The following is a 17,494-nucleotide window of genomic DNA, read 5'->3' as shown; positions in this document are numbered from 1 at the left end:
AATCTACCTAGCTTGAGGGATGTATGAAGGTTGCCTACCGCCACCTTGATGAAGCGGTCAAAGCTAAAATCATCACCGCGAAGCAGCGCGATAATTTGCTGGAATTTTTAAAAGCGCAAACAGAGCAAAGCCCAAATTTTAATTTTACGAATGTTTTATATTATTTAGGCGGCCTGCTGGCAATTGGTGCCATGACTTTATTTATGAATCTTGGCTGGGAAACTTTTGGTGGATGGGGTTTATTCGGGCTTACTGTTTTATATGGAATTTTAGGCTTGTCTCTGGCGCATGTTTGCCAAAGAAAAAATTTGAAAATTCCTGCAGGTATCTGTGCAACATTTGTAATTTGTTTAACGCCGCTCGCTCTTTATGCATTACAAAAAGCCATGGGATGGTGGCCTGATGATGCTGTCGTCTATCGTGATTACCATCTCTATATAAAATGGCATTGGATTTTTATGGAATTAGGCACATTAGCCATGGGAGTTATTCTTGCCTGGATTTATCGCTATCCGTTTATGCTGCTGCCTATCGCAGTAACCCTTTGGTACCTGTCCATGGATGTAGCGGTTATGTTAAGCCAGGAGGATATTTTTAATTTTGAATTGCGTGCGCTTGTTTCCATGTATTTTGGGTTGGTTATGACGCTTGTTGCATTTTGGGTGGATGTGCGTTCACGATATGCCGCAGATTATGCATTTTGGCTGTATCTTTTCGGCGTGTTTACCTTTTGGGGTGGTTTATCATGTCAAAGTTCCGACAGCGAGTTATCCAAATTTTTCTATTGTTGCATCAACCTGGCCATGATTGGTATTGGCGTTTTACTAGTGAGGAAAGTTTTTGTCATTTTAGGAGCTTTAGGATGTGCTTTTTATTTGGGACATTTGGCATGGACTGTATTTCCTGAAAGTCCGCTTTTTCCTGTTGCATTGACGGCCATTGGTGCCTTAATTATATATTTGGGAACGTTATGGCAAAAAAATGAAAAAGAACTGGCCCGCAAAGCACAATCCATTTTACCTAAATCTTTGCGCCAAGTGCTGCAGGAGCGGCAACTGGATTAATGATAAAATAATGAGTTGAAACAAGCTAATTTTACGTTGGTTTGTTCGCGAGTAATTTTTCAAATTCGCCCGACACTTCGTTAACCAGTTTCTGGCGTTTGGTTTCCATAAAGAAAGCATTTCCAGTGATTAAAAGCTTGCCTATGATCATTAAAAGACCGATGCCTGTAGCTGCGATGAGGATGTTGGCAAGAACAGGTTTCCAAAGGGAGCGATGTGTACTTAAATCTTTATGTGTTTGAGCAAGGCGCTGTTTAAAGCTATCCTGAATTTTTTCAATTGTTTTTGTATCTGGATTAAGGGTATTTTTTTCGGCAAAGTAAAGATAAGCCAAGTTCTCAAGAGCATCAGCTGCTGCAATCGCTTTTTCCCCCTCGACCTCATTTTTTAGGTTTTTTTGTTTGATGGCTTCGCCATGTGCTCTTAAAACTTGCAAGCTCCTTAAAAGTTCCCTGGTTTTGGGATCATGCTGGTTTAATAACCGCAGGATGTCATCTTTTCCTAAAAGAAAGGCAAATTCATAAGCTGTGATAGAGGGGTTTTCCTTGTCTTCTTTTTGTGCACGAAAATCTTCTATTCTTGCCTGTGTCTTTGCTGAGCCCTCGGCAATAAGTTTTGCTTTAACCGCTGAATAATTGCAAAAAGCTGTGTCTTTAAAAGGAATTTTTAATTCAAAAAGCGTTTCGATAATGGTTATTTGATCACGCAGGATGGCTAGATAAGGAATGAGATCTCCCGAGTCATAAGGGATGAGTTTGATTAACGCTTCTTTGGCGCCTTGTATTGCAGCACGCATGATGGGAGTGACATTGCCTTTATCTTTCTTAGCCAGATCCACACCTTTATCCGCCAAGAAAGGAATAAGGTGCGCTTGATTGTGTGCGGCAGCTATGTGCGCTATGTTTTGTCCGCTCTCATCGTCTTGATTTAAATCAAAACCTTTTTCAGCCAGAAGCTTAATAATCCCCAATTGTCCAGCTTTGGCTGCACAATGCAAAGGCGTTAAGCCTTTTTTATCTTTTTTATTAAAATCAAAACCTTGTTCTAAATATTTTTCAACTAAATCGGCGTAGCCTTTCTCTGCCAGGTAATGAGCAATAGTCTTGCCATCTCCATCTTCAATAGCCAAATCAAAGCCTTTTTTCTTAAAGAGGTCTAGGATCGTATCGCTGCCCGCCCATGAAGCATAGTGAATGGGATGCACTCCATTCTCATTTTTGTTGCAGTCTATTTTCTTGTCATTGAGTAGCTTAACCACGATGTGTTCTTGCTGTCTAAGTATGGCATTATGTAATGGAGTAACACCTCCATCAGCTTCCTCATTTAAATTTGCTCCCAGCTGTTTAAGGGTATCCAGCGTCTTGCTTTGCCCCCCTATGGCTGCATAGTGGGATGGAGTAAATCCGTTTTTTTCGTTTCTTTTATTTACAGGGATTTTATATTGATGCAGTACCGTAATTGCCTCGTATTGGCCAGTTAATGCAGCTACATGCACAGGAGCCACGCCCTTCGTATCGGTTTTATCCAAATCCACATTGTTCTTTGCAAGTTCATGGAGAATATTTATATGGCCGTTTTGGGCAGCAATCCATGCAAGGGTGTGTTTAGTCTCCTTATATGTTTTATGGAGATTGGCTCCAGCCTTGCCAAGCTCGGAGAGCATGGCTGCATCTCCCTGGGCTGCAGCCATATAAGCTAAATCGATGCCATCCCGACTCGCTCGCAAAGCCATTTCCGCCAGATTCTTACCAAATTTTAATGTGGAAAAATCTTTTTTAAACTGCACGAGGTTTGGATGATCACCCGTAGTGAACAGGGTTGCATTTAATGGTATGTGCCAATCATAGCCAAAAGCTAGCGATATGTAATAAGAAAGATTGTCGGTGTCTTTGCCCAGGGTTTTAGGCGGATATTGATTAATATCCATAAACGTCCAGCCTGCTTCCTGTTGATAGGTAAGCGCAATGGCATGGCTTTGGTTTGCCAGCATGAGCCCCACTTGTTGTTCAGGTGGCAAATGTTGAGCAAGTAAGTTTGCAAGTTCATCGAAATACTTTTTTATTTCTTCGCGAGTCAGGATCATTGCTTCTTTGTAAATCTGTTGCCAGCCTCCTTTTTTAAGTATGGAATCAGAGGAAGCGATTGGCGAAATTTTTTCTATATTTTCCTGACATGCGCCTTCAGGAAGCAAAGAATGGTTGTGAGGGCGATGATATAAAACAAGGCTTTCGTAGAAGGCGAGGACGTCGAAAAGTTCTTGTTCTTCTTCAGTTAAATGTTGTAAATCTGGTGCAGATGTTTGCCAACTGGCCACTCTTTTTTTGACAATAGCAACTTGCTTGAGGAGCGGTTCGGCAAAATTGTTATATTCCGCTATTTTTTCGATTCGTTTTAAAAATAATTTTTCTTCACCAGCCAAGCAGGCTTCAAGCCAACGTATGGAAAAACCCTGACAAATCCCTTTTGAATCTTTACTCTCATAGCCTAGTTTTTTTGCGACATCAAAAGCATGCATAATAGTCAAAATGGTTTTAATTTTGCCATTTTAGCATCTAAATGTTAACTGTACCATCAAAACAATATATTAATAAATTAATTAAGAAGGGTAAAAAGACAACGGGGGATTTGTTTTGCAATTTTAACTTATGTATTCCAGCTCAAGAAAGCTTTTTTTGTCAAAGGCCATACGCTAACATAAGCTTCATTATTGTTTTACCTTTAAAAAGCTGTAAATCTAAGGATGGTTTCATGAAGAAGTTTTGCCGGCTGGTTATTTTGTTTTCTTTATTGGCTATGATGCATAGCGGCCATGCAAATGTGCGCGAACAAAATGCTTATCGGGATTTTTGGTCACCCACCTATCATGGCCAGAGATTGGCATATTGTACTTTAAATGGAAAAAAGTGCGGTGCTGCTGTAGCCGATTGTTATTGCCGTAAAATGGGATATCAACGTGCCAGTACACAAATTATGGAGCACAATGTCGGTATAAGCAATTATTTAAACAGTCGTGCACAATGCCAGGGTTGGCGCTGTAACGGATTTAAGTTAATTCAATGTGTAGGGGTGGTAAAGCATCAACCGCCCGCGAAATATCATTATCGTTCCAGACGCTTCGCTGCACCGCGCATCGGTCATTATCGTGTTGATTGGTGCTATGAAAACAGCAAAGGCTGCGGACAGCGGGCCGCCTATTCTTTTTGCAGGCGCATGGGGTATTTAAAAGCGCAAGAATATAAAAAAGCGCCTCACCTTCCTGCAACAAAAGCCTTGGGAAATCAAAGATTATGCTTTGGCAAAGAGTGCGAAGGGTTTAGCTCCATTATTTGTTATCGATGATAATTCTGCAGAGTATTACAAACTAGCGACGAAAATAGGGCGTGTCATCAATTAAAAAGTATCATTAATAAACAATAAGTTATTAATTATCTCTGTTGGTAAAATCATTGATATTCGTTGTTTAGCCAAAAAGATGTATTTTATTTCCATGTCTTTTCAAAAGTCCATGGATTGTTTATTCTGCCCTGAAGTTAGCCATGTAAGTGTAAAGATGCGTCGTTACGGATTAAAAGAAAAGCAATGGGAAAAGATTAAAGATTTATTGCCCGGCCGCAAACAAAGTGTGGGAGTCACAGCCCAGGATAACAGACTTTTTGTCGAGGCAGTTTTGTACCGCTATCGCGCAGGTATTTCGTGGAGGGATTTGCCGGAACGTTTTGGAGATTTTCGTGTGATCCATACCCGTCACACACGTTGGAGCAAGACGGGCATTTGGGAAAAAATTTTTATCGCCCTTTCAGAAGATTCGGATAATGAATATGTCATGATTGACTCAACCATAGTGCGACATCAGCACAGTGCCGGCGCTAAAAAAAAGAGGGAGATGAGCTATCGGACGCAGCAGTGGCGGATTAAGCACCAAGATACACGCTACTTGTGATGCACTGGGCAACCCGACTGGCTTTCATTTGACAGGGGGTCAGGCACATGACCTTGATGGCGCTGATGTGTTACTTGAAAACATGTGTGCCGATGCGTTGCTTGCTGATAAAGCCTACGATGCAGAAGACAGAGTTTTGAAAAAGCTTAAAGGGAAAGCTTGTGAGGCTGTTATACCCCCGAAATCTGTAAGAAAAATTAAAAGAAAATACGATAAATTTTTATATTATTCACGCCATCTTATAGAAAATTTCTTTTGTAAATTAAAGCAGTTTAGTGCCATCGCAACCAGATACGATAAAAGAGCAAATAATTTCCTCGGAGGAATTTATTTGGCAGCAACTGTCATTTTGCTTAATTGATGACACGCCCTAATTGTTCATGCACTTTAAAACGCTGTCTTACATGGGGTAATCAACTTTTCAAATTCATTGGAGACTTCCTTAACCATTTGTTGACGATTGGTTTCAGCAAAGAAAGCACTGCCTGTGATTAAAAGTTTGCCTAAGATAACTAGAAGACCGATGCCGGTCGCTGCTATAAGAATATTGGCAAGAATAGGCTTCCACAATGCTCGGTGGGTGCTTAGGTCTTTGTAAGTTTGGGCCAGTTGTTGTTTAAAACTATCCTGAATTTTTTCTATGGCTTTGCTATCAGGATTAGGAGAACTTTTCGCAGAGAAATAAAGGCAAGCCAGTGTCTCAAGTGCATCAGCCGCTAAGATGGCTTTTTCCCCTTCTATGGTATTTAGGTCTTTAGCATTTTCCTTGCCTGCTTCTTCTTTTTTATTTTCTTTATTTTTGTTTTTAATGGTTTCGCCATGTTCTCTTAAAGTTTGCAAGCTGGTTAATAACTCGGTAGTTTTAGGATTCTGCTGATTGAATATTCGTACAATTTTATCTTTTCCCAAAAGGAGGGCAAATTCATAAGGGGTAATAGGGATCTTCTCCTTATCAGATTTTTGTTTTATAAATGTTCGGAGCCTTGTTTCTATTTTTTGTGGTATGGTTTCCCCTGGATTTAAGTGAGAGGCAATAATTTTTCTTAATTCGTTTTCTGAGTAGCTCTTTGAGGCTTCGTCTTTAAAATCTATCTTGAATTCAGTGAGGGCTTGAATGATTTCAGATTGTTCGTGCTCAATGGCGATGTAGGGTATATTTTTCCCTATTCCATATTTGGCCAGTTCCGTAAAAGCGTCTTTAGAGCCGCTTTTCGCGGCATACATGAGCGGAGCAAACCCATGGTTGTCTTCCTTGGCCATGTCTACACCTTGAGCCGCCAAAAAGGGAAGAAGAGCTGTTTGGTTTTCCATAGCAGCTATATGCGCTATAGTTTGTCCCTCATTATTTTCTACATTTAAATCAAAATTTTTAGTGGCGAAAAACTCAACTATATCAAGCTGTCCACCTTCAGCTGCATAATGAAGAGGCGTAAAGCCACGTGCGTTTTTCTTATTAAAATCTAACTCTTGAGTCATCAATTTTTCGATCAATGCTTTATGTCCGCCTAGGGCGAGAAAATGGGCAATCGTGCTTCCCTCAGCATCTTCCATGTGTAAATTAAATCCTCTATCTTTAAAAAGATTAAGAATAATCTCATTGCCTGCAAAAGCTGCGTAATGGATGGCATGGTAGCCCCTCTCAGCCCGTAGGTCACAGTCCACTTGTTTATCATTTAATAACTGAGCTACAATATGCCCCTGATTCTTAAACGCTGCAAGGCATAGCGGGGTCATGCCGTCCTCAGTTTGCGCGTTTAAATCTGCCCCTAATTCTTTAAGTGTAGCTAAGGCCGAGTCATGCCCCTTCGATGCTGCATAATGAGCCGGACTCCATCCACCATTACCCCGTTGATTGACTGATACCCCATGCTGGTGCAGCATGGCAATAGCCGCCCCATGGCCATGGGACGAAGCAAGCTCCATAGGAGTCACTCCGCGGCTTGGTGTATGTAAATCCACATTATTTTTCGCAAGGATATCAAGTATTTCTGCATCCCCATTCATCGCAGCTAGAAAAGCAAGATTGTACCTATCGTCATCTTCTTGCCAGAGATACGTTTTATACATTATATTAAGATCAGCTCCTTTTTGAGCGAGCTTGACAAGGGCGCTTGCATCTCTATTCTGGACAGCCATATAAGCTAAATCGATACCGCCATAACCACACTCATCAAATCGCTCAACTATCTTAGTGTTTTGCCGGGTTTTAAATGCAGCAAACTGTGTTTTTAATTGTTCAAGTTGTGGGTGTCTGCCGGTGGTAAAGAGATCGATACTAAAGGGAATATAGTTCTTGGAAAGATCAGAACAAAAGGTAGCCAGACAGCTTAAATCATATCCCAAGATTTGCCGGTTATTGCTTAGATTATCATTACAAATATCACGATGATCAACTAATGTCCAACCTGCCTGCGGTTGATAGGTTAAAGCGATGCTATGATATGATGAGAGACGTAAAGTGATTCCTACTGTTTCCTGAGGAGCGAGACTAAGATTGAGAATACCTGCCATTTCTTTAAAGTACGTGTCTATTTCTTTTGAGGAGAGCATTGCAGCTTGGGAATGAATTCGTAGCAATCCACCTTCTCTTTGGATAGATTCAGAGGATGCGATGTGGGACGTTTGTTCAATGCGTTTGCCATTGAGTAGAGCCGCGTCATATAAAAGTATACTCTCGTAGAACGCCAAAACGTCTAAAATATTTTGCTCTTCTGCCGTTAAGGTCTGCGAAATTTTTTCTTCTGCGCTTAAATTTTTCCAACTTATGACTTTCTTTTTTAACGTACTGACTTTTTCCAGGAATTGTGTGCCTTGGCTATGATATTGTTCTATCCTTTTAATTCGCTCTAAGAAATCCTTTTCCTCATTAACTAAACAGGCTTCCAACCAGCGTATTAAAAAACCTGAATAATTTTCGTCGCCTTTAAAATAACCTAATTTTTTGCCGAGTTGTATAAAAGACATAAACAAGCACCTTGTAACTTTTATAAACATTATAGCATGTATGAAACAATATTCTTAAACCCTCATTACCATACTTGCGGTCAAGCAGGTATCTCAAAGGAGTGATGTTGTAATATTAGCCTTGCAGTTTGCACAGTGTGAAACTTCTGACGCGGCAGGAAGGCGGATTTTGGGTGAATTTAAAACTTTTATCTGGTAAAAAAGATGATAAATAGAAGAAAAATTTTCAAGAATTTTAAACTTGATGTGATTAGATTCGTGAAAACCAAAGTTACGGTCGGGGCCCGAGGCAGCTCGTAGTTTGTTGCTCAATTCTAACGTGCTAATTGTTGGATTAAAAGAACATAAGGCAGTTGAGGGTCAAGCATTCAGAGGCAATGGTAAGTTAATTGCTGAACAGCTTGAGCAATTGCGGGAGGAAAACCAGCGCCTGAAGATGGAAAAAGAAATTTTAAAAAAGGCGGGGGCAAATTCAATCGATCATTGCAACACCTCGCTCAATTTATCCGCCGGAGCTAGAAAGTTCAATGTTTTCCGCGGTCTTTCATTTAATTCTCTGGCAATTTTATCCAAATCAAATTGAGAGTGAACACTAAGATCTGTTTTTTTAGGCATGTATTGCCTCAGCAAACGATTGGTATTTTCATTGGTTCCCCGTTGCCATGGTGACTTAGGGTCACAAAAATACACCTTTATATCGGTATCAACTGTAAACTGTTTATGTTTAGCCAACTCCATGCCACGATCTCAGGTAAGCGATTTTTTTAATTGCTCTGGAAGTTCTGTAATTTTGTTTGTAATCGCATTTACAACACTGTTTGTATCGTTACCGGGAAGCTTAACCAGTAAAGTAAATCGGGATGTCCTTTCAACCAGGGTGGCAACATAGGATTTATTTGAGCCACAGATTAAATCGCCTTCCCAATGGCCTGGCACAGTATGGTTATCAATCTCCTTTGGTCTGTCATGAATGGATACAGCATCTATGATGCCACCACGCGCATTACCCTTTGTATTGAATTTTTTGGATTGCCTCATGACTCTTTCTGTTCGAAGATGTTTCAGCAGTTCTTTTTTCAGGTGACCACGAGATTGGATATACAGAGTTTTATAAATGGATTCATGGGAAATATTCATAGTAATATCATCGATGGCTGCCGGTACGCTGACACTGTTGCGCGTCAAGGGCAACTGAGCAATGGGCAGGCACGACCCGCGACCGTAGCGTGCCTGTCCATCACGAGTTTCTTTGCGGTGCTTAGCGTACGATTTTTTCCGTTTTCTGAGACGACCCCTTCAATGTTGTCGACGATTTTAATCGGGAATTGTTGGGAATAGCCATCGATTTGAATCTTCCTTCTTTGCGAGTAATTCGTGAGCTTGATCGGATTGCTGAGGTAAGAGGTTATCCCAAAAAACTGCGATTGGATAATGGTCCTGAATTTATTTCAAAGCTGATGGTTAAATGGGCTGAAGAACATGGTGTTAAACTTGAATTCATCCAGCCTGGAAAACCGACTCAAAACTCCTATATTGAACGATTCAACCGAACTTATCGAACAGAAATATTAAATATGTATGCATTTAGAAACTTAACGGAGGTGAGAGAGATCACAGAAGCATGGATCAAAGAATATAACGAGGAACGACCGCATCAAGCTTTAAACAGCATGACGCCTGTTCAATACCGATTAAACAGAAACCCGGAAACCTCTAGTTTAGCTTGGCACTAAAAAAGGAGGGTTTACAGGATTATCTGGATGGTTGTTGGTGATTGCTTCTACCAAGACTCTTTTTAAAAGATCTTCTTCTTGCTTTGCCAGCATCAAAATATTTTTATCGACATTATAAGAAGCTCCGGCAATGCCAAAGTGTTTCAACACCTGCATAATATACTCAAAATCGAAAGTATTTACTGATTTAAATAACTTTGGAATTGACGAGGATAATTTATTTACTATTCCCTTCTCTTGAGCTTGTTCATATAAGCTTTTATATGTAAAGACACTTTTATTAAAAGCGATGCTGAAACCATTTCCGATAAGTAATGTAGGTTTTTTGAGAGATGATCTTGTTTCTTTTAGTACTTCTGAAAATTCCATAATATGATTAAGATTCATTCTTGATCCTGTCTAATTCCTTCTACCCCCATAGTAGAATTCCGGTAGGGTAAGCCAAATTACTACTTGTTATTGGTGCATTAATTATTATCTTTTCTCTTAACATGAATTGCTAAAAGATGGGTTTTTGGGACAGCTTCGCAAAAAACCAAATTTTCACTTGATATTTATGGATTTTTTTAACGAAAATAATAAAAAAATATATAAACTTTTTACATGTTCGAAATCTTGTTGAGTAGTAGATCTCCAAGGAGAATCTTTAATATGTTTAGCAGGATGAATATAGTTCCGCATTATTCTTATATGGTGCGCAATTTTTTCCGGCCTGAGTTCCATTTCATCCCGATATATTTTTTTAAACCAGTGGGCTTGAAAACAAACTTCTATTAGACAATCAAATTTCCATGTACTTGGATCATTCTTTGAATCCCGCCGCGATTTAAATTTCTCACCTACTTTATTATACACCTCACGTGCTTTCTTTGGTGATTTGTAACAACGTAAAATTAATAATTCTTCAAGTGCAGCAGCTAACAATATAATAGCGGAAAGAAAAGCTTTTGATTCAGCAGCACTTAATGCTTCTTTTTCATAATTTAATACCAATTCATGTAAAGCTTCTTTCTTGCAATCCTTATGAAAAATTGATCTCCTACCCCTTTCTCTTAATTCGTCAAATTTTTGGGGGTTATTATATTTAAGATCTGCCATCTCATTTAAATCAAATTCTCGTAAGGTATTAATAAAATAATGATTATATAAATCATCATATTCTTTTTGTAATTGTTTATATTCTTTAGGTCCTTCATTAATATTCCAATCCTCATCTTCTCTTAATTGATAGTTACTTCTTATTTTCGCCATCTGCTGCTCGAGAGGTTGAACGCTTTCTTTATATTTATTTGAACTCCATTGGTCATCAAAAAATCTTTCTACCAGCATTAAACAATAAAAAAAATATTGTTCTTCTTCCATTCTCCTTGCTAAGAAAAGGATTTTTGCTTTGCCAAGTTTTTGTTTTAAACTTTCCGGATTAGACAAATTTAATTTTTTTTGTTTATGTAATTCCGACTCAATTTCAGGAAGAATTTCCTGAAACTGCCTATCATAATTAAGCGATTGCTCTAGAACATTTAACGCTTTGGATAAAGAATGTGTGGCTGTAAATTCTTTTAATCGTTTGGTGAAAGGTTTTGTCAAAAGATATCTAAGTCTTGTATCTTTCTTGATCTCATTTAGTTTGGAATCCACCTATTTTCCTTAATTTTACTGATTAATATATTTATAAAGTGTAGTCTTCCCGACACCAACCATCTTGCAAATCGATTGAATTGAATGCTTTTTGTTGGCGTAAAGTGTTTTGACCAGTTCCTTTTGCTCATCCGTAAGTTTTTCTGGTCTTCCGCCTTGTCGACCTCTAGCCCTTGCTGCCTCAAGACCTGCGAGAGTTCGTTCTTTAATCAAGTTGCGCTCAAATTCAGAAAGCGCACCAAAAACATGAAACATAAACTTGCCCGATGATGTTTCGGTATTTATAGATTCGGTAATACTATGAAAGCCTATTCCTTTTTCTTCAAGTTTCGCCACATAAGCAATTAGATGCTTAAGCGAGCGCCCTAATCTATCCAAACGCCAAACCACCAACACATCACCCTTTCTGAGATAATTTTGTAATTTCTCTAATCCTGGTCTTTCGGAAACCGAACCACTGATCTTATCTGTAAAAATTTCCTCGCATCCTGCCTTTTTAAGTTCATCAAGTTGTAAGTCTAAATTTTGTTCATGCGTTGAAACTCTGGCATACCCTACTCTCATTTTATCCCTTAATGTTCAGAAAGACTAAAAGAATATATTAAAATGAACTTTGATTAATGTACAGAGTTTTCGAACTGGTTTTCGCGAGGATTTTTAAATTTTTGAACGCTTTTTGTGTTCGTTCACAAACCCATCATTTAGCGGAATTTATTTATATTAAGGATGAAGCTTGCGATGCAAGTTATTCTTGAAATACAAGAATAAAGTCAATAACCGTATTTCTTCATTCGCTCCAATGAGAGGTGAAATATATTCAATAGCTGATTGGTATCAAATATAACATGCTTACAATTTGGGGTTTGCATTGAATGTTTCCGCATAAAAGCTATGGCATAAAACAATCGATAAAAGTCTAGTCTTGACTGCGCTGTATGATCAAGATTCAAGGTTTCTGCCCAGTACTCAGTATATTTAGTATCATAACCTTCAAGTTCAAGACAGGTACTCGTTAATGCAATAACTAATAGTGAATCACCAAAGCAAATTTCATCCACATCCACTATACCTGTTATTTTTCCGTTGTGTACAAGTACATTTCGTTCACTAGCATCCCATAGAAATGGCATGGGTTGGATTGTTTCTAAAATTCCTTTCATTTCATTAGCTATATTTAAAACTAAGGTAGCTAGTTGGGGATTAAAAACAGCAGACTTCGTTATATGTTTTTTATATATCTCTAGTCTTTTTGACAAAAAATCATACCAAGATTTTTCTGAGATAATATCATCATACGTATTGAGGATGCCATAACCAGGTCCCTTAGGAAGCCTGTTACATAGAGACTGAATGTATGCCATTTCATTTGCCAAATTTTTTTTATTTGCATTTGTAAGAGCTGGATAGACATTAACTAAATCGTCACCTGGCAAGCGCATCATTAATAAGGCAGGAAATGGTGAATACTCGGAATCTAAATCCCACCTAATAAATTTAGCGAGAGGTATTCCCAGTGGAAGAAGCATTTTTTGCCAAGCAATCGCGGCTTGGAATTTATATTTATTGCTACAATCAGTCATGCGTAGCACATACTCTGCCTTCAAAGTCTTTGCAGCATATACAAAATTTTGATCTCCAGTTGGCATGCGAATGGATGATAAGACTTTCTCACCCGTCATTGAGCTAATGACTGAAGCGATAATGTGTTCATTTGGTATCGCGCGATCTACATTCATTAGAAAGTTCAACCTAATCAGATATTTAAAAATTAATGCATAGTTTATGCAAAAAGCTCTTCTACCGTTGCTTGCATCTCATCCTGACTCGGTTTCGCATAGCGGAAAATTTCCTTAATTGAAACGTTTCCACTTAATTCCTGCGCAAAATGTACCCCATGTTTATCAGTAACCTTTTTCAAAAAGGTATGTCGTAGCTTGTGTGGAGTAAATGCAAACTTCTCCCCTTCTGGCAAAAATGCCAATGCTTGTTTTAAAACCCTTTGGCATATGCGGTAAACATCTAGGGTTTTCAAACGTGTTCCGTAACGACTTACAAATAAAGGCTCATTTTCATCTGCCTCTCTTTTCTCTAGATACTCATCTAAATACTTCCTTGTCTCTTGCGGTAAGGGAATTTTTTGACTGATACGTTTCGATTTATGACGTAATACATTATGCAATCCTTTTTGCCGGTATTGGCCAACATCTAAAGAAACCACTTCGGATTCTCGAAGCCCTGTTCCCATTAGCAAATAAAATAAAGCCGCTTCCATGACTGGATTTTGATTTTTACGGGTGCAACTTTTCATTCTTTGTTCACAAGCTGATTTCAGTCTCATGAGTTGCCTAGAATTAAGCCCATTCCAATCTGGTGCATCCATTTGTAAATCTTTAACTTGTGCTAATGGATCACCTGCTAATAAAGGCCGTTGTTTATGTAACCATCGCCCCACATGACGAATTGTTGCCATGGTGCGATTTATAGATGTAGCCTTATACGGTTTTCCTGTTTTTTCAGAAATGGTTTTACTTAAACTTCTTTGAAAGTGTTTGCTAACGGCTGGTGTCCAACTATCAACCTGGTCATGCCCTACTTCGTTTTGAAAAAATTGCATGAATTTGTACAGATCTTTCTTTTTAGCTTGTTCAGTTTTGTCAGGTGCCCCTTTCACATGGACTGAGTAATAATAAGACAGCCAAGCAGTTAAAGAATTTATATCGAAATGAGGATCCAATGGATGTAAAATCTTATCTATCACAAACTTTCGATTTTTGTCATTTTGGCGATCTAGATAATTCAAGCATATCTCCATGAGCTTTTTTCTCATTGTACCCTGTTTGTGAAAGATAAGGTACGTTATCTATCTCAAACACAAGTCATCGAAAGGGGAAAAACTCATAACCATAACCACTTATGTTTTCACCACATTATTGTATTCCACAAATGTAGTATCCTAAGCAGAAAATAAAACGTAGCAGCTTATCGAATTTTTGGTACTACGGCTCGCATAAAAATTACTATTATTGCCATAACGCCGCATCCATGATCATTAAACAAATATACTTAGTATGCGCTTTAAAACTTAAGGAAATCGATGCTTAAGCCTTATTCTTTATTAATAGTAGAGCCTTCATTGGCAGCGCGAGTTGTTATTCGCTCACAATTCTTGGATCTTGAACATCATTTAGATATAGCTTGGAATTTTGAATCTGCAATAGAATACATAACTTTTAAATTATATGATCTAATATTAATTGATATAACCCTTAATGAAAGAAGAAGTTTGTTTCATCAGATTAAGAAAAATTCACTTATTAGCAATGAAGCTCCTATTATGGGTTTATCTTCACAAGAAGATTATGTATTAATAGAAAAAAAGAAAGAGCGAGTCTTTCGTAAGCCCTTCACAAAGGCAGACGTAATAAAAATTATTGAGTTTCTTGATAATTTAAAAAGGAACACGTAATCATTCATACTGACAAGGAGAAGTCTTATGTTTAAAAAATCAATCATAATCACCAGTCTTGCGCTTTCGCTTGTTGTACCCAATGTACTTTGGGCAAAAGATAGTTGTTCTTGCATGATGGGCCCAATGACAAAGTGTCAAAGTGCAATGGATAAAATGATGATGGATAAATTAGGAAAAAAAGATAACGAATACGATAAACGCTTTATTGATTTGATGATATCTCACCACGAAGCTGCCATTATGATGGCAAAAGATGCATTACAAAAGGCAACACATTCTGAAATTAAAGACATGGCTCAGCAAATCATTAATGCACAACAAAAAGAAATCGAGCAATTAAAGACATGGCGGACTCAATGGTATGGTAGTGATCAATCAAAAGGAGAATAATATGTCTCACCAACAGTATGAGGCTTGTATAAAAGCTTGCCAGGAATGTATGGTTGTATGTGAGCATTGCGCATCGGCCTGCAGCAAAGAGGACAATTGTAAAGACTTAGCTCGTTGTATTACCCTTGATCGTGATTGTATAGCAATCTGTGCCCTTGCTATAGAGATGATGGCACGGGGCTCATCCTTTACTAAAGAAATTTGCCGGTTATGCGCTAAAATTTGTCGTGCTTGTGGCGATGAATGCAGCAAGCATCAGCACATGGAGCATTGTAAGCGCTGTGCTGATGCTTGCTATCGATGTGCTGAAGAATGTGAAAAAATGGCTTAACTTTCAGCTTCATAATGGTATCAAGGCAAGCGAGTTTACAACGAATGATGCATAGTTAAGTTAGGGACTTTAATATCCTGATAATTTATTATGGTCATCATGCCTGTTTCTTGATGATAAAGCATATGGCAATGCATCATCCAATTGCCAGGATTATCGGTATCAAATTGAACTTTGACCGTTGATTTTGGCAACACTATGACCGTATCGTGTAACAACCCTTCACTTATCTTCTTGCCATCAATCTCTGTCACCTCAAAGACATGACCATGCAAATGCATAGGATGAGCCATTGTTGTTTTATTGTTAAATACCATTTCAACACGTTTATTACCAGCAACAGTCAATGGTTTAATTTCTGGCCATTTTTGATTATTAATGGTCCAGACATAACGCATCATGTCGCCTTCTAAATTAACAGTTAAAGTTTGACCAGGGGTTTTATTCGGCAATGGTTTTAGTGCTTTGAACTGAAATTCCTGCTCATAATTCAAGGCTCCAGCTTTATCAGATGCTTTTTCATTGAGCTTTTGTAGAATAGCTTTAGGTGTTGCCAATATTAATCCAGTTTGCATATTAGTCCCCTCGCCCTGAGCAAGAATAGGATAAGCCATTTCACCTTTTGGGATAGTCACCAAGACATCTAATCGTTGTCCGACAGCCAGTTGAAATTGATTGGCTTTTACAGGTTTAATCGGTTGACCATCGATAGCAATTGCCTCTCCATTCAAGGTACCCGTATTTATAAAAAAATTGGACATTGCAGAACCCACAATGAAGCGTAATCGAACTGTGTCTCCTGGATGAATCGGAACGATTTGAGGATTGTTTAACGTTTTATAGTTGGTTAGAAAAGCATCATAATTAACGTCATTTAAATCAGGTGCTGAATTATCCATAGGCATAGAAGACGTACCATTGCTATGATGCATGTGTGTCATTTGACCTTTTTTTAATTCACTTAAAATCAATTCAGGTTTTTTAAAACTAAAATCTCCAATAAATAAAACGACTTCTTTAGCACTCACCTTATCGTTTGGATCAGTAATAACCAAGGGGGCTGATAAAAATTGCTGTACCTGTAAATCATGATGTGAATGCATCCAATAAGTTCCAGACTGTTTGAGCAAGAAACGATAATGATATTCCCCACCTGCGGGAATGGGTTCTTGTGTTACATAAGGTACCCCATCTTGATCATTAGGAACAATAAGACCATGCCAATGTAAGACGGTGGGTTTATCCGTTTGATTTTTTACAATCGCATCAAATACTTGACCTTTTATTCCCTTATATCCCCATGTTCCATCGGGCTGTTCAATACGGAATAAGTCAGTGAATTTACCATTCACTTCAGTCTGGTATTTTTTAATCAACAGCACTGTAGGTTCGCTCTTTTTAAGAAGCAAAGGCTCTGGATTAGCTAGAACCTGTCCCAAAACCATTGAACTTAATAATACTCCTTGAAAGCAAAAAGAAAACTTCATACTTGAAATCCTTAATTAGACTGTGAAATTTGATAGAGCGCGCGTAATTGAGTTAATATTTTTTTCAATTTATCCCAATTCGCCTGAGTTCCTTCTTTATCGTTGGCATCCCCCGATTTATCAAGGCGTGTTGCTAGCTGTTCTACATAACTTAAATTACTTTGCAGTGTTTTTTTCTGCTCGTCGGATAAATCCAAGCTTTTGGCAGGCAATGCATTGAATAAATCACGGATGGCAAATGCGTGTTTATGAATCGTTGCCAACTGGTTTTCTTTTAATGCCTGATTAATCGCGGCACTATGTTCATCGATTGCTTTCCAAATATCAGCAATAGTGGAAGGAATAGCTACTTTAGAAATTTCGGATGTATTAGCAAACAACTCTAAGGGTGTTATCAAAATAAAAAGACTCATCAACAAACTAAACCAAACCGATCTTCCAATATATTGCTGTTCCTTCATGGTGTTTCTCCTAGTTG

The 17,494-nt window shown here is 38.3% G+C and carries 16 protein-coding genes and 2 pseudogenes; 8 read left to right on the top strand and 10 right to left on the bottom strand.

What is annotated here, in order from left to right; all coding sequences use genetic code 11:
* The first annotated feature begins 23 nt into the window (after window positions 1-23).
* Window positions 24-1,064, top strand: a complete 1,041-nt coding sequence (locus NKV53_RS00775) for a DUF2157 domain-containing protein (protein ID WP_126954108.1) — start codon at window positions 24-26, stop codon at window positions 1,062-1,064.
* A gap of 31 nt (window positions 1,065-1,095) precedes the next feature.
* Here NKV53_RS00775 and NKV53_RS00770 read toward each other — a convergent pair whose 3' ends face one another.
* Entirely contained in the window at window positions 1,096-3,579 is a 2,484-nt protein-coding gene (locus NKV53_RS00770) for an ankyrin repeat domain-containing protein (protein WP_253350538.1), read from the bottom strand.
* 233 nt (window positions 3,580-3,812) lie between these two features.
* Between NKV53_RS00770 and NKV53_RS00765 the strand changes: the two genes are divergently transcribed.
* Window positions 3,813-4,403, top strand: coding sequence for a hypothetical protein (locus tag NKV53_RS00765; RefSeq protein ID WP_127033143.1), 591 nt, complete (start codon window positions 3,813-3,815; stop codon window positions 4,401-4,403).
* A 211-nt stretch (window positions 4,404-4,614) separates the two neighbouring features.
* Window positions 4,615-5,365 (top strand): IS5 family transposase gene (locus NKV53_RS00760; RefSeq protein ID WP_371923147.1). Its coding sequence is split into 2 segments (ribosomal slippage): window positions 4,615-4,952 and window positions 4,951-5,365, totalling 753 coding nucleotides; the frame shifts between segments, so codons are not numbered across the junction.
* Window positions 5,366-5,391: 26 nt separating this feature from the next.
* On the opposite strand, the gene NKV53_RS00755 is transcribed toward NKV53_RS00760, so the two are convergent.
* Complete coding sequence (locus NKV53_RS00755) at window positions 5,392-7,968, bottom strand: ankyrin repeat domain-containing protein (RefSeq protein ID WP_253350535.1); 2,577 nt, start codon at window positions 7,966-7,968, stop codon at window positions 5,392-5,394.
* A 319-nt stretch (window positions 7,969-8,287) separates the two neighbouring features.
* Between NKV53_RS00755 and NKV53_RS00750 the strand changes: the two genes are divergently transcribed.
* Window positions 8,288-8,551, top strand: a complete 264-nt coding sequence (locus NKV53_RS00750) for a hypothetical protein (RefSeq protein ID WP_148110524.1) — start codon at window positions 8,288-8,290, stop codon at window positions 8,549-8,551.
* Here NKV53_RS00750 and NKV53_RS00745 read toward each other — a convergent pair.
* A pseudogene (locus tag NKV53_RS00745) lies at window positions 8,449-9,105 on the bottom strand (IS30 family transposase). The gene NKV53_RS00750 and the pseudogene NKV53_RS00745 sit on opposite strands and share 103 nt — an antisense overlap.
* Window positions 9,106-9,263: 158 nt before the next feature.
* Here NKV53_RS00745 and NKV53_RS00740 point away from each other — a divergent pair.
* Window positions 9,264-9,701 (top strand): annotated as a pseudogene (locus NKV53_RS00740) (integrase core domain-containing protein); the annotation flags it as partial.
* Here the strand turns inward: NKV53_RS00740 and NKV53_RS00735 are convergent.
* From NKV53_RS00735 to NKV53_RS00715, 5 genes are all read right to left on the bottom strand, one after another.
* Entirely contained in the window at window positions 9,687-10,088 is a 402-nt protein-coding gene (locus NKV53_RS00735) for a DUF4917 family protein (RefSeq protein ID WP_253350534.1), read from the bottom strand. The pseudogene NKV53_RS00740 and the gene NKV53_RS00735 sit on opposite strands and share 15 nt — an antisense overlap.
* Window positions 10,089-10,244: 156 nt before the next feature.
* On the bottom strand, window positions 10,245-11,339 hold the full coding sequence (locus tag NKV53_RS00730; RefSeq protein ID WP_126954218.1) for a hypothetical protein: 1,095 nt from the start codon (window positions 11,337-11,339) through the stop codon (window positions 10,245-10,247).
* Between the two features lie 15 nt (window positions 11,340-11,354).
* Entirely contained in the window at window positions 11,355-11,903 is a 549-nt protein-coding gene (locus tag NKV53_RS00725; protein WP_126954217.1) for a recombinase family protein, read from the bottom strand.
* A 206-nt stretch (window positions 11,904-12,109) separates the two neighbouring features.
* A complete protein-coding gene (locus NKV53_RS00720) occupies window positions 12,110-13,075 on the bottom strand; it encodes a phosphotransferase (RefSeq protein ID WP_126954216.1) in 966 nt (321 codons plus the stop codon).
* A gap of 44 nt (window positions 13,076-13,119) precedes the next feature.
* A complete protein-coding gene (locus NKV53_RS00715; RefSeq protein ID WP_233581880.1) occupies window positions 13,120-14,139 on the bottom strand; it encodes a site-specific integrase in 1,020 nt (339 codons plus the stop codon).
* 294 nt (window positions 14,140-14,433) lie between these two features.
* Here NKV53_RS00715 and NKV53_RS00710 point away from each other — a divergent pair, with 294 nt between their 5' ends.
* From NKV53_RS00710 to NKV53_RS00700, 3 genes are read left to right on the top strand one after another with little or no spacing between them, the layout of a single operon-like run.
* Window positions 14,434-14,805 (top strand): response regulator, encoded by a 372-nt coding sequence (locus NKV53_RS00710; RefSeq protein WP_126954215.1) that lies wholly within the window; start codon window positions 14,434-14,436, stop codon window positions 14,803-14,805.
* 27 nt (window positions 14,806-14,832) lie between these two features.
* The gene (locus tag NKV53_RS00705) at window positions 14,833-15,198 is read left to right on the top strand and encodes a DUF305 domain-containing protein (RefSeq protein ID WP_233581879.1); all 366 of its coding nucleotides are present in this window, start codon (window positions 14,833-14,835) and stop codon (window positions 15,196-15,198) included.
* 1 nt (window position 15,199) lies between these two features.
* Window positions 15,200-15,529, top strand: a complete 330-nt coding sequence (locus NKV53_RS00700) for a four-helix bundle copper-binding protein (RefSeq protein WP_126954214.1) — start codon at window positions 15,200-15,202, stop codon at window positions 15,527-15,529.
* 35 nt (window positions 15,530-15,564) lie between these two features.
* Here the strand turns inward: NKV53_RS00700 and NKV53_RS00695 are convergent, their stop codons facing one another.
* Both NKV53_RS00695 and NKV53_RS00690 read right to left on the bottom strand, forming a co-directional pair.
* The gene (locus NKV53_RS00695; protein WP_126954213.1) at window positions 15,565-17,016 is read right to left on the bottom strand and encodes a multicopper oxidase family protein; all 1,452 of its coding nucleotides are present in this window, start codon (window positions 17,014-17,016) and stop codon (window positions 15,565-15,567) included.
* Window positions 17,017-17,027: 11 nt separating this feature from the next.
* Window positions 17,028-17,429 (bottom strand): transporter, encoded by a 402-nt coding sequence (locus tag NKV53_RS00690; RefSeq protein ID WP_253350532.1) that lies wholly within the window; start codon window positions 17,427-17,429, stop codon window positions 17,028-17,030.
* Window positions 17,430-17,494: the final 65 nt, after the last annotated feature.

The organism is Legionella sp. 27cVA30 (genome assembly GCF_024160945.1).
In the GTDB taxonomy this organism is placed as follows: Bacteria; Pseudomonadota; Gammaproteobacteria; order Legionellales; family Legionellaceae; genus Legionella_A; species Legionella_A septentrionalis.
The sequence above is the reverse complement of the archived record's forward strand: the minus strand, read 5'-3'. Positions and strand labels throughout refer to the sequence as shown.